Below are 13,455 nucleotides of genomic sequence, written 5' to 3'. Positions count from 1 at the left end.
TTTGCGGTCTGGTGGACCTGTTGCCACCGAATGTGCCTCCCGCACTGATCCTGCCATCGGCCGCCCTCGGATATGGGGCCGCGCCTGCGCGAAGCTGGAGGGCCATTCAGCCACCAATTACCCGCAGGCGAGGGCCTGCTTCACGCGTTACCTCCCGTCCGGCCTGCGGGCTGCCACCCGCATCTGCCTGAAGCCGGAAAACTCAGACAGCCCCCACCCACACCGGCAGAATGTCGAAGCTCTGCGGCGTTCCGGACGCTCGCAAAGACCCACGCTCTCCGGTTTCTCCTTTATCGGTGACAAAGACTTGCAGTGAGATTAACAGGAAAAGATTGAATTATTTAGCGCTGCTGCCCCCGGATCGCCGCGCCAGACCGCCCTGCGCCGCATCCCGGATCTGAATGAGGTTGGTCATGTCTGTGGCGAGATATCTGAAAAAACACACTGAAACCCTGGTCAAGGATGTGGGCATCGAGGCCGCCTGCGCGCTGACCGGAAAATCCAAAGCCACATTGGGGCGCTATTATTCCGACAGCGACGAGCATGAGGACCGTTTCATGCCGGTCGATGTGGTGGCCCAGCTCGAGGCCGCCGCGCGTTTCCCGCATGTCACCTCGGCGCTGGCCGATCTGCGCGGCATTACGCTTGCCTATGACAGTGACCGCAAAGAGCCGGAAACCTCGGGCATCAATCAGGATGTTGTGGCCCTCGCGCAGCGCTTCGCGATGTTGATGAGCGAATACAACCTGGCGATTGCCGACGGGAAAATCAGCATCAACGAATCGAAACGGCTCCTGCGGGAGACCATCGCGATCCAGCATGTGCTGTTGCAGATGAAGCTGAACCTTGAGGATGAGGCGGGCTGAGCCGCCTCATGCCCTGACTTGCGGGCGCGCCCCGGCCGGGCCCGCGCGATTATCCGCGCGGTTTGGGCCGGCGTGACGGGGCCTGTGCCCCGCCCTGCGGACGTGCTGCGGACGGTTTCGCTGCACCGGGCCGTCCGCCCTGCGGCTTGCCGGCACCCGGACGCGACGCTTTCGGCGGCAGCGGTTTCGAGCCAGCTTTCTGCCCGCCACGGTTCTGGCCACGTGCCTGATTCTGCCCGCGATTCTGCCCCGGCTTCGGCGCGGCTGCGATGGCATCGGCGCCCCAGGCAGCGCCCCCGAGGATCGGCAGCGACTTTTTCAGAAGCTTTTCGATATCGGCCAGCTCGCCCATCTCGGCAGGCGAGCAGAAGCTGATCGAAGAGCCGCTGGCCCCGGCCCGCGCCGTCCGCCCGATCCGGTGCACATAGTTATCAGCAACATTCGGCAGATCGTAGTTATAGACGTGCCGTACGGTCGGAATATCGATGCCGCGCGCCGCGACATCGGTTGCGACCAGCACATCGACCGCGCCGGATTTGAACTCGGTCAGGATGCGGTCGCGCTGGTTCTGGCTGCGATTGCCATGAATCGCGCCCACTTTGAAGCCCCAGCCGCCCAGCACCTTGGCCAGTTTATCGGCGCCGTGCTTGGTGCGCGAAAAGACAAGCGCCTGTTCGCCCGGGTGCTTTTTCAGATATTCCTCAAGCAGCTTCGCCTTGTCGCCATTGGGAATAAAATGCACCCCCTGGGTGACCTTTTCGGCCGGTTTGCCCGGCGGTGCGACCTGTACCTTGACCGGGTCACGCAGATAGGTTTCGGCGATCTCATTGATATCCTTAGGCATCGTCGCCGAGAACATCATCGTCTGGCGCCGCACCGGAATATGTTTCGCGATCTGGCGCAGCGAATGGATAAAGCCCATATCAAGCATATGATCGGCCTCGTCCAGGACGAGATAGCCGCATTTTTCAAGGCTGACATCACCACGCCCAAGCAGATCGATCAGCCGGCCAGGCGTCGCCACCAGCACATCGGCGCCGCGCACCAGCGCCTGGGCCTGTTTGTTGATCGACGCACCGCCGACCACGATCACCACCTTCACCGCAGTTCCCTGGGTGAACATGGTGATATTGTCCTTGATCTGCGTCGCCAGCTCCCGCGTCGGCACAAGGATCAGGGCGCGGATGTTCTTCGGCCCCGGCGGATGACCAAGGTCAAGGATGCGGTGCAGAAGCGGCAGGCCGAACGCTGCGGTCTTGCCGGTACCGGTCTGGGCAAGGCCCATCAGATCCTTTCCAGCCATGATATGCGGGATGGCCTGGGCCTGAATGGGGGTCGGCGCCTTCAGCTGGGTTTTTTCCAGCGCGGCGAGAAGTTTCGGCGAAAGGCCGAGATCTGCAAAAGTCGTCATGTTCATTCCATACGTCAAGGAAGACAGCGGCCCTCGCCCCCGGAGAATTCCGGATGCCGTGCGCGCCATCGGCGCCCCTGCGTGATGGTGGGAACCTGTCGTCCGGGCCTTTCAGTGCTCACGCGGCACGGGCTGACGGACCGCAGAGAAATGAGCTTATCACACTCAAAAGTCAAGACAGAACGGCCCGCAGCTGAGTGCGGGCCGTCCCGACCAGGATCCTGGGCGTAGAAATGATCCTGATCATACACCCGTCAGGCCCTGAGCCCGCCCGACAGGTGATCGGGTTGTGGGGGCGCTTACTGGGCAGGCTCCCAGGCGGGGAGCGCTTTCAGCGCCTCGGCGCCAAGCGTGGTCGCCGCGATCACCGTGCCGCTCTCGTTGCGGTAAAGGGTGACCTGGTCATGACCCAGATTGACGCGATGGGTGCCGATACCAAGGAAGCCGCCGACATCGGCGACCACGCCCTGAACCGGTCCTTCGGTGCTGAGGACGAGATCGGCGACCGACCCCATATTCGAGCCATCCGCCGCATAAAGCGTCGCGCCCATCAGCTGATCGGCGGTCACGGTCGTCCAGTCGCTGACCACGCTATAGCCTTCGGGCACGGTGAAAGTGTCAGTTGCAGGCAGTTCGGCGGGGGCTGCGGTCGCATCGGGCAAAGGGGGCACATCGGCGGTCGCCGGGTCAGGCGCTGCCGGGGTGGCCTCGGGTTGCCCTTCGATCATGGGATCTGCGGGGGCGCCGGTCTCATCGACGGTTCCGGCTTCCGGCATCGTCTGCGCCGGATCAGTTGTGGCATCCTGCGCCAGGGCCGCCGTGCCGAGCATCAGCGAAGCGGCAAGCGCGATAACCGGCGGGGCGGCGAAGGGGGGGATCCGTTTCATGGTTCACTCCTTTGGTTCGTTAGCCTCACGTTCAGTGGACGCGGGGATAACGGGCCGGATGCGGAATGGGTCCATGCGCCCCGAAAGAGTGGCGAAGCCCCGCCGGAATCGTCAGAAAAACATGGGGGGAAACCGCCACGTCACATGATTGTTGGAAATCATGACGAAAAAGCCGCCCCGGAGGGCGGCTTTTGTCGGATGAGTGAAAGTCGGGCGGGCTCAGCCCTGAAGCGTTCTGACCCCGTAGCCCTCGCCACGCGCCTTCATCGCGGCGACAGCGGCCACCGAGGCCGCAGCCGTGGTGAAATACGGGATGCGGTCCATCAGCGCCACGCGGCGGATGTCGCGGCTGTCGGCGATGGACTGGGTGCCCTCGGTCGTGTTCATCACCAGCGCGATGTCTTCGTTTTTCAGCCGGTCGACGATATTCGGGCGGCCTTCATAGACCTTGCTGACCGATTCCGCCTCGATCCCCTCAGCTTTCAGCCAGGAGGCCGTGCCGCGCGTGGCGACGATGGAAAAGCCCATCGAGATCAGGTCGCGCGCCGCCGAGGCCAGCGCCTCAGACTTGTCGGCATCCTTGACCGAAAGGAACACGCGCCCCGTCTCGGGCAGCACCATTCCCGCTCCCATCTGCGCCTTGAGGAAGGCGAGGGCAAAGGTCCGGTCCCAGCCCATGACCTCGCCGGTCGAACGCATTTCCGGCCCGAGAAGCGGGTCAACACCGGGGAAGCGGGCGAAGGGCAGCACTGCCTCTTTCACCGAATACCAGGGCGTGATCGGGTCGGCCAGCGTCATCGCATCCGCCAGCGGCAGCGAGCTGTCCGGGCCGACATCCGCCGCGTAAGGCGCGCGCTCGGGGAAGGCCGAGAGCTTCTCGCCCGCCATCAGCCGCGCCGCGATCGAGGCAATCGCCGAATCGGTGGCCTTGGCCACGAAAGGCACCGTACGCGAGGCGCGCGGGTTGACCTCAAGCACGTAGATCACATCATCCTTGATCGCGAACTGTACGTTCATCAGGCCGACAACCTGCAATGCCAGCGCCATCTGCACGGTTTGTTTCTTCAGCTCGGCCACGGTCTCGGCGGAAAGCTGGTGCGGCGGCAGGCAGCAGGCAGAATCGCCCGAATGGACGCCAGCCTCTTCGATATGTTCCATGATTCCGGCGACATGGACCGATTCGCCATCCGAGAGCGCATCAACATCGACCTCGACTGCGCCCGAAAGATAGCTGTCCAGCAGCACGGGCGAGGTGCCTGAGACCTGCACGGCGGTCGCGATGTAACGCTCCAGCTGTGCATCGTCGCGCACGATCTCCATCGCGCGGCCACCAAGCACGTAAGACGGGCGGATCACCAAGGGATAACCAACGCGGGCCGCGATGTCGAAAGCCTCGTCGCGGCTGTGGGCGATGCCATTGACCGGCTGTTTCAGCCCGAGATCATTCAGCAATGCCTGGAAGCGTTCACGGTCTTCGGCAAGGTCAATCGCATCCGGCGTGGTGCCGAGGATCGGGATGCCCTCTTCTTCCAGCGCATTCGCCAGTTTCAAGGGCGTCTGGCCGCCGAATTGCACGATCACACCATGCAGGGTGCCATTCTCCTGCTCGACTCGCAGAATCTCCAGCACATGTTCCAGTGTCAGCGGTTCGAAATAGAGCCGGTCCGAGGTGTCGTAATCCGTCGAAACCGTTTCCGGGTTGCAGTTGACCATGATGGTCTCATAGCCGGCCTCGGTCAGCGCGAAACAGGCATGGCAGCAGCAATAGTCGAACTCGATCCCCTGGCCGATCCGGTTCGGACCGCCACCGAGGATAACCACCTTTTTCGCCGCAGAAGGCCGCGATTCACATTCCACATCGCCCATCGCGGGCATCTCATAGGTGGAATACATGTAAGGCGTCTGTGCCTCGAATTCCGCCGCACAGGTGTCGATCCGCTTGAAAACGGCGGTGACGCCAAGACCGCGACGCGCGCGACGCACCGAGGATTCTGCCTGGCCCGTCAGCCGCGCCAGACGCGCATCGGTAAAGCCCATGATCTTGAGCGCGCGCAGCCCTTCGGCCGTCGACGGCAGCCCATGGGTGCGGACTTCATGTTCCTGATCAATGATTTCGCGGATCCGCGCAAGGAACCAGGGATCGAAAGACGTGATCGCCTGGATCTCGTCATTGGTCAGCCCCTCGCGCATCGCCTGGGCGATCACGCGCAGGCGGTCGGGGGTGGCGACGCTCAGCGCCTTGGAAATCGCGGCGCGATCCGGTGCGCCGGCAATCTCGATCTCGTCGAAACCGGTCAGGCCGGTTTCCAGCGAAGCCAGCGCCTTTTGCAGCGATTCGTGGATGGTGCGGCCAATCGCCATCACCTCGCCGACCGATTTCATCGCCGTAGTCAGCAGCGGCTCGGAACCCGGAAATTTCTCGAACGCGAAACGCGGGATCTTGGTCACGACATAATCGATGGTCGGCTCGAAGGATGCGGGCGTCACCTTGGTGATGTCGTTATCCAGCTCGTCAAGCGTATAACCCACCGCCAGTTTCGCGGCGATTTTCGCAATCGGGAAACCGGTCGCTTTCGACGCCAGCGCCGAGGACCGCGACACACGCGGGTTCATCTCGATCACGACCATACGGCCATCAACCGGGTTGATCGCCCATTGCACGTTCGACCCGCCGGTCTCGACCCCGATCTCGCGCAGGACGGCAATCGAGCCGTTGCGCATGATCTGGTATTCTTTGTCGGTCAGCGTCAGCGCGGGCGCCACGGTGATCGAATCGCCGGTATGGACGCCCATCGGGTCGATATTTTCGATGGAACAGACGATGATGGCGTTATCCGCTTTGTCACGGACCACCTCCATCTCGTATTCCTTCCAGCCGAGCAGCGATTCATCGACCAGAACCTGCGCCATCGGCGAGGCCTCAAGGCCCGATTTCACAATCGCCTCGTAATCGTCGCGGTTATAGGCGACGCCGCCGCCGGTACCACCGAGCGTGAAGGCGGGGCGGATGATCGCCGGCAGGCCGATATGTTCCAGATCGCCCATGGCTTTCGCCACACCAGCGGCGATGTCGTATTTGCCGTTCGGCAGCTTAGGCGCGGCGACGATGGTTGCCTTCGGGTTCTCGATCCCCAGCCGGTCCATCGCCTCGCGGAACAGCTTGCGGTCTTCTGCCATTTCAATGGCTTCGCGTTTCGCGCCGATCAGTTCTACATTGAACTTGTCCAGCACACCCAGATCCGCCAGCGCCAGCGCGGTGTTCAGACCGGTCTGGCCGCCCATGGTCGGCAGAATCGCATCGGGGCGCTCTTTCTCGATGATCTTCGCCACGACTTCGGGGGTGATCGGCTCGATATAGGTGGCATCCGCCAGACCCGGATCGGTCATGATCGTCGCCGGGTTCGAGTTCACAAGAATGACCCGATAGCCCTCTTCGCGCAGCGCTTTGCAGGCCTGGGCACCGGAATAGTCGAATTCGCAGGCCTGGCCGATCACGATAGGACCAGCGCCGATAATCATGATCGAGTGGATATCTGTCCGCTTCGGCATGTCGGGAACCTCAGGTTTTTGGGCTGGCTGTCGCTAAATTTTCCGGGGTTATAGAGGGGCGCGGCATGGGCGCAAGGGCAAACCGACACCCGCGCCAGAGCGCGCGCGCTCACCCCGCCGGTCTCCTCCGCCCGCCGCAAAGGATCCCACCCGTTATTCCGGCTGGCGCAGTTCTCCGCCAGCCCCTATTCCTGAGCCCATTATGCAAAGCAGCAGACGCCAGATTTTTTTCGAACACGGCCCGGGCGAGCGCCCGGCGCTGTTTGATGATGCGTTGTGGGTGAAAATCGCACGCAACCCCGATGAAGTTGAGGCGGTTTTGCGCGAGGCCGAAGAGGCGCGCCGGGCCGGGGCCTGGATTGCGGGCTATATCTCGTATGAGGCGGGATATGCGTTCGAGGATCGGCTCCTGCCACTGATGCCCGGGGATCGCCGCCTGCCGCTGGTGCATCTCGCGTCCTTTGCCGGCCCCTGTGACCCCGCACCGATTCTGGCGAGGATGGCGGAGGAAGCCGGGGCGACCCGTATTTCCGCGCCCGAGCCGGTGATCTCGCGCGAAGACTACAACCGTGCGATTGCCCGTGTGCTGGAGCTGATCGCGGCCGGCGATATCTACCAGGCCAATCTGACCTTTCCGTTGGTCTCGCGCCTGCTTTCGGGCACGCCCGAGGGGCTTTACGGCCGTTTGCGGCGCTCTGGCCCGGTCGGGCATGGCGCCTTTGTCGATCTGGCGGGCGAGCCGGCGCTGGTCTCGCGCAGCCCCGAACTGTTTTTCCGCCTTGATGCCGATGGCCGGATCACCACCCGCCCGATGAAAGGCACCCGCCCCCGCGACGCCGACCCCGCCCGCGACGCGGACCTTGCACAGGAGCTGCGCTCCAGCCCCAAGGACCGGGCCGAGAATCTGATGATCGTCGACCTGCTGAGGAATGATATCAGCCGGATCTCGCAGATCGGCAGCGTGAAAGTGCCCGAACTTTACACCGTCGAACATTACGCGACCGTGCATCAGATGGTGTCCGAGGTGCAGGGCCAGCTTGCGCAGCCTGCCAGCCTGCCTGAACTGATCCGCGCCTTGTTCCCCTGCGGGTCGGTCACCGGCGCGCCGAAGATCCGCGCGATGGAGGTCATCCGCGAGGTCGAACCCTTCGCGCGCGATGCCTATTGTGGCGCGATCGGCTGGATGGCCCCCGATGGAAGCGCAGATTTCTCGGTCGCGATCCGCACGCTGACCGTGGATGACAGTGAAATCAGGATGAATGTCGGCGGCGGCGTGGTACATGGCTCGACCGAGGCCGGCGAATGGGAGGAGGCGCTATGGAAAGCGCGCTTCGTCAATGCGGCGGTGAGCCGGGACTGACGCTGATCGAGACGGTGCTCTGGACCGGGGCCACCGCGCCGCGCTGGCCGCTGCATCTGGCGCGGCTGCAGCGCAGCGCGCTGGCGCTTGGCTGGGCGCGGCCAGAACCTGCGGTGCCTTCGGGCCCGGCGACCGCCGCCCGCCTGCGGCTGACCCTGGATGCAGCCGGACGGCTGCTCTGGGAAACCCATCCCCTCCCCGCTGCGAAACCGTATTGGAGCGTGAGCCTCGCCGGACAGCGGCTGGCTTCGGATGACCCCTGGCTTTCGGTGAAATCTTCGCGCCGCGCGATCCACGATGCGGCCCGGGCGGCATTGCCCGCCGGGGTCGACGAGGCGCTGTTTCTGAACGAGCGTGGCGAGGTCAGCGAGGGCACGATCACCACGGTGTTTTTCGACCGTGGTGCCGGGCTGCGCACACCGCCGCTGAGCTCTGGCCTGCTGCCGGGTGTCCTGCGCAGCGAGCTGGCCTGCCCCGAAGAGATCCTGCGACCCGAAGACCTGGGAGTCGTGCGGCTTTGGGTCGGCAATGCGCTGCGGGGGCTGATTCCGGCCGAGTACCGCGCCAGGGCGTGACCCGCCCGTGCGTCCGGGCGCCGCAGCCAGGCTGCCCTCTTGAATGGGCCGCGCTTTTCCGGACCCTGGCCGCTCCCGGATCCGCTGCCCGTCTGGCTCAATGCGTCCTTCTGCTTACCAAGCCGGAGCGCATATCAACTCTTAATTGATTAAATCACGGCACGGTTGATTTACATATCGAAGCGATACAATCAGGCGATGACCACCCCTTCACTTCGAAAAAAATGCCGGCCACCGTTGTTGCAGATCCAGCCCGAAATCTCACAACCATCAATTGAATTAAGTCGATAAATTATCCGATACTTACAACTACAGAGTCGGCAATTGTTATTAAATGACACGAAAACAACCAGAGGCAAAATACCTCAGACCGCATCAACCTGAGAAGGCAAATAATAACTAATTACATGATTCATATACATATTTATCAACTCCAAGAATCCCAAAGTCAAAAATAGACATTATTGCGCCAAAATCATTACCGCACTTTCTCAAAATGGATCCAATCAGGTCAATATTCAAACAAATGTTGAATTCAAAAATGATCCATCGTGCAAAAAAGGATATCATTCAAAATGTCGACCAATATCTCTGAGCTGAAGAAAATCGCCGGCTTTATCGGCGCCTGTCTCGTTGACAGCGAAACCGGCCTGATGCTGGCAAGCGAGTCGAGCGGCATCAAATTCGACCTCGAAGCCGCTGGCGCCGCAAACACCGAAGTGGTGCGCGCAAAGAACGCTGCGATGGCCGCACTGGGCCTCGATGATCATATCGAAGACATCCTGATCACGCTTGGCACCCAGCTGCACCTGATCCGCCCGCTGGCCTCGAACCCGAGCGTCTTCGTTTATGTTGCGCTGGACCGCAGCAGTGCGAACCTGGGCCTCGCCCGCATCTCGGTGAAAAACGTCGAAGGCAAGCTGAAGGTCTGATGCAGGCCCGGTCTTCCTGCGTCTTCTGTCTTCTGGCGTCACGTAACGCCAGAAGACCGGGCCGCTCCGGGGGATGTTCAAAGCCCAGACTTGGCCCTCAGACGGCCATAACCCAGCCACCATTAAGCATATCTGTCCGGCTGTGACGCGAAGCAATCGGACAGGGGTAACGAGTAGTGCGGCCAGAACGGCCCGAAAGGGCCAGTACCCCCCCTTTGTCCCGGCGCGCGGCCGGGGCAGCGGACTGTCAGCGCTGGCGAGATATTTGCCCGGTGCTGGCCGTTTTTCCTGTCAGCGTGGCCGGAATCCCGGCCGGAAGGAGGCCGTCGTGAAAATCGCTCCGCAACTGCGGCAGGAGCTCGCCTTTTTGCGCGACGGGCTCGACAGGGCCGACCACCTGGTCGATCCGAAAACCAGGCCGAATTTTGCCCCCTTGCGCAACCGGCTTGAAGACTGGACCGCCCGCATCGCGGTGATCGGTCAGGTCAAGGCCGGGAAATCCACCTTCCTCAACGCCCTTTTGCATCAGCATGATTTCCTGCCCTCTGATATCAATCCCTGGACATCGGTGGTCACCAATATCCGCGTCAATATCGCCTCGGACCCGGCCTCGGGCGCGCGTTTCGAATTCTTCGACGAAGCCGACTGGCAGGACATCATCGACAGCGGCTCTGCCATCCGCCAACTGACCGAAGACCTGTTGCCAGGCTTTGACAGCGACCTTCTGCGCCGCCAGAGCGAAGAGATGCGCGAACGCGCGCAGCGCCGGCTCGGGCGCCATTACCATGCGCTGCTTGGCAGCAGACATGACCATGACTACCTTTCGGCAGATCTGCTGAAGCGCTATGTCTGCGCGGGCCCGGGAAGCGATGACGGGCTCGACCGAGAAGCGCTTGGCCGCTATGCCGCGCTGACTAAAAGCGCCAGTATTTACATGCGCTTGCCGGAATTCGACGTGCCGGCTATCATCACGGACACCCCCGGGGTGAATGACCCATTCCTTCTGCGTGACGAGCTGACCTGCCGCAGCCTCGACAAATCCGATGTCTTCATCATGGTGCTTTCGGCGCATCAGCCGCTGACCGATATTGACGTAGTGCTGATCCGGATCCTTGCGCGCCAGGACGACAAGGATGTGGTGATCTTCATAAATCGCATCGACGAGCTCGATGATTACAGCATCCAGGTGCCGCGCGTCATCGCCGATGTCGAATGCCGGCTGCGCGCAGCAATCCCGGAGATCGACTTTCGTGTCGTTGCGGGGTCGGCCTGGCTTGCCGATCTGGTGCTGCGCGACGACGAAGAGGCCGATCACCTCCGCGAGGCCGCCGACAGCGACGAGCTTGCGCAATATATCCGCGAAACCTGTGGCCGCCTGCCGCGTGAGCGCAAAGACCGGCTGATGTTCGCCTCGGGGCTGAACCGGCTGAAAGACACACTCTCGGCCACGCTTGACAGCGGTGTGGGCAGCCAGCAGCTCAACCAGTTGCGCGGTGATATCCGGGCCGAGCTGAATGCGGCCCGGTTCATCGATAACCGCGAACGCGACGCTTTACGGGTGCAGATGGAAAGCCTGCGCAGCGATATCGCCAGAGCTGCGGCCCGTGATGTGGGTTGCGAAATCTCGGGCATCCGCGATCTGCGCAACCGGCTCGAGGGCCTCGTCGACGCTGCGGATGCGCAGATCGAACAGGTGGTGTCGAAATCCTGGACAGGGCTTGAAGCGCGCCTCATGGAGGCGATCGGCGATTATGTCGATCGCCAGAAAAATGCGTTCGAGGACAGGCTTTTTGGCGAAGATCGACAAGGCGATGCCAGTACGACGCTCGATTTCGACCTGCTGCCGCTTCAGTCCGCGCTCGAGGCCGAAGTGCGCCAATGTTATATCGGCTCGCGCAGCGGAACGGATGCCGCGCTGCAAGGCTGTATCCAGGCCTGCCGCCAGGCAATCGGTTCGGAATTCCAGGACCGGACCTCCGGGAATCCGACCGCCGAGATAACGCTGGAGGGTCTGCCCTGCTACAGTTTCACCTCGACCCTGACTTTCGCGAAACGTAACCTGCGCGTCGGCATGATCCTTGACCGCAGCTGGGCCTTCTGGCGCAAACCTTCGCTGAATGTCGATAAATCGCTGGGCGCTTTGCGTATGCTGACCACCGAAGAGCTGCGGCCCTCGGTCGAGAAAATTCTCGCGGCCTATAATGAGGCGCAGCTGGAGCGCGCCAGTGCGGGCATGTCGCGGATCCGTGTGATGCTCAGGATGTTCGACGCGATCCTGTCGGAAAACGCGATCCGGCTGCAGCAGGACAAGACGGATATGGAACGTATTACGCTGAACCCCGAAGGCCGGAAGGCCGTCTTGCAGCGCCTGCAAAGCAAAATAGAGGCGCTGGAGCACCGCCTGACCGCGCTTGCCGCGCTGGAAACCGGGCTGAAGCGTCCGGAACTTGGGGCTGCCGCATGAAAATGACAGATCTGACCGCCCTTTTGCAGGAAAAACGCGCGGCCACCGGCACTGGCTCGCCCTTGCGCGTGGTGATCTGCGGTGAAGTCAGCGCCGGAAAATCCACCGTGATGAATGCGCTGATGCGCGACCAGATGCTGCCGGACAATATCGGGCAAAGCGCGCGTCCGGTGCTGGTCGCCGGCTGGCGTGAGATCCCCGGGATCGAGGCCTCCGGGCGCGATGGCCGCGAGATCCGCGCCGCCCTCCCCGGCACGCCAGAGTTGTTTCATGGGGCCGACTTCATCCGTCTCTGGCTCGATCAGCCGCATCTGTCCGGAATCGAGCTGATCGAATTGCCGATGACCAGGGCCGAAGAGCTGACCGGGGCTCAGATCGACCTCGTGCAATCGGCCGATGTGATGATCTGGGTCACCATCGGCTCGCAGGCCTGGCGGCTGACGGAAAAGGCGATTGTCGAAGCCCTGGGCGAGACCCGGCCCGACCGTTCCATCCTGATCGTGTCGCGTGGCGACAAGCTGCGCTCGGATAAGGATCGTGGCAGGCTGATGGAGCGGATGGAGCGCGAGACCGCTGCCCTTTTCGGGCATCGCTTCTTTCTCTTTGGCGACCGCCGCAAAATCGCCGCATCTGCCGGGTCCGAAGCAGATTGGCAGGCAACCGGCGGCGCGCCTCTGGCGGCGCTGCTGCGTGGCTTCGCCGGCCAACCGGACCGCACCGTCTATGACCGCGAGCCACGCGAGAAGCCGGTGGAAACCCGGACCGCCCCAGGTTTTGAGGCCAGGTTCGCGGCGGAAACTGAGGAAGACCCACCATTTATCGTGGAAGTGGCGAAAACGGATGAAACGATCCTTGCCGACGCCGGGTCTGATACAGAGGTCTGGGCCCCTGCAAACCCGGGACCCGACACCGCGCCCGTCATGGTTGACGAAAGTGTTTCCGAGACCGTCGCAGCGGTAGAACACATGCCCGTCGCAGCAGCCGGGGCTGACCACGGGACCGGGGCCCGGGTTGAGGTTCAGCCAGACCCCGAACCGGTTGCACCAGTTGCCAAAACAGCCCCGCCCGCCCGGCCCGGGATCTTGCAGGCGGGCCTGCTGCATGAAGATGGCGCAGGACATACCCTGCTTGCAGGCGATGCGGAAACCCTGGCACAGCTTGCCGATTTCTGCCGCGTGATGCTGACGCAGCTGCAAGATGCGCGGCTGACGGCAGAGGGGGGTCCGGTCAGCTTCTTCAGCCTCTCGACCGCAAAACGGCGGCTGCTGATCCAGGTCAGGAACGGAGCCGGCGCGGTCTTTATGCTCGCCGATGCGGCGGTCATGAACCAGGGTATGGCGCAGATGGCGATCGGCCAGCTTGGCGGCGACAGGCGGGTGACCGGCTGAGCCGCAGCACCGGTCGTGGGGCC

Annotated in this window: 9 protein-coding genes; 6 read left to right on the top strand and 3 right to left on the bottom strand. The window is 62.7% G+C overall.

Annotated features, from left to right (window positions below; genetic code table 11):
• Nucleotides 1–413: 413 nt before the first annotated feature.
• Nucleotides 414–866: a hypothetical protein gene (locus M3484_RS08710; RefSeq protein ID WP_092895578.1), complete on the top strand. Its 453-nt coding sequence runs from the start codon at nt 414–416 to the stop codon at nt 864–866.
• Nucleotides 867–915: 49 nt separating this feature from the next.
• Here the strand turns inward: M3484_RS08710 and M3484_RS08705 are convergent, their stop codons facing one another.
• From M3484_RS08705 to carB, 3 genes are all read right to left on the bottom strand, one after another.
• Nucleotides 916–2,277, bottom strand: a complete 1,362-nt coding sequence (locus tag M3484_RS08705) for a DEAD/DEAH box helicase (protein WP_249496567.1) — start codon at nt 2,275–2,277, stop codon at nt 916–918.
• A gap of 299 nt (nt 2,278–2,576) precedes the next feature.
• Complete coding sequence (locus M3484_RS08700; protein WP_249496566.1) at nt 2,577–3,164, bottom strand: PRC-barrel domain-containing protein; 588 nt, start codon at nt 3,162–3,164, stop codon at nt 2,577–2,579.
• 219 nt (nt 3,165–3,383) lie between these two features.
• On the bottom strand, nt 3,384–6,713 hold the full coding sequence (carB, locus tag M3484_RS08695; protein WP_249496565.1) for a carbamoyl-phosphate synthase large subunit: 3,330 nt from the start codon (nt 6,711–6,713) through the stop codon (nt 3,384–3,386).
• 202 nt (nt 6,714–6,915) lie between these two features.
• On the opposite strand from carB, the gene M3484_RS08690 reads away from it, so the two are divergent.
• The 5 genes from M3484_RS08690 to M3484_RS08670 all read left to right on the top strand — a co-directional run bounded on the left by M3484_RS08690 (nt 6,916) and on the right by M3484_RS08670 (nt 13,432).
• The gene (locus M3484_RS08690; RefSeq protein WP_249496564.1) at nt 6,916–8,073 is read left to right on the top strand and encodes an aminodeoxychorismate synthase component I; all 1,158 of its coding nucleotides are present in this window, start codon (nt 6,916–6,918) and stop codon (nt 8,071–8,073) included.
• Nucleotides 8,031–8,648 (top strand): aminotransferase class IV, encoded by a 618-nt coding sequence (locus M3484_RS08685; RefSeq protein ID WP_249496563.1) that lies wholly within the window; start codon nt 8,031–8,033, stop codon nt 8,646–8,648. Before M3484_RS08690 ends, M3484_RS08685 begins: the two co-directional genes overlap by 43 nt.
• 575 nt (nt 8,649–9,223) lie before the next feature.
• Nucleotides 9,224–9,580 (top strand): hypothetical protein, encoded by a 357-nt coding sequence (locus M3484_RS08680; protein WP_249496562.1) that lies wholly within the window; start codon nt 9,224–9,226, stop codon nt 9,578–9,580.
• 328 nt (nt 9,581–9,908) lie between these two features.
• The gene (locus tag M3484_RS08675) at nt 9,909–12,044 is read left to right on the top strand and encodes a dynamin family protein (RefSeq protein WP_249496561.1); all 2,136 of its coding nucleotides are present in this window, start codon (nt 9,909–9,911) and stop codon (nt 12,042–12,044) included.
• Nucleotides 12,041–13,432, top strand: coding sequence for a hypothetical protein (locus M3484_RS08670; protein ID WP_249496560.1), 1,392 nt, complete (start codon nt 12,041–12,043; stop codon nt 13,430–13,432). The genes M3484_RS08675 and M3484_RS08670 overlap by 4 nt, the downstream gene beginning before the upstream one ends.
• Nucleotides 13,433–13,455: the final 23 nt, after the last annotated feature.

This window comes from Pseudomonas sp. GX19020 (assembly GCF_023371075.1).
In the GTDB taxonomy this organism is placed as follows: Bacteria; Pseudomonadota; Alphaproteobacteria; order Rhodobacterales; family Rhodobacteraceae; genus Pseudogemmobacter.
This window is presented reverse-complemented; position numbering and strand designations above follow the sequence as displayed.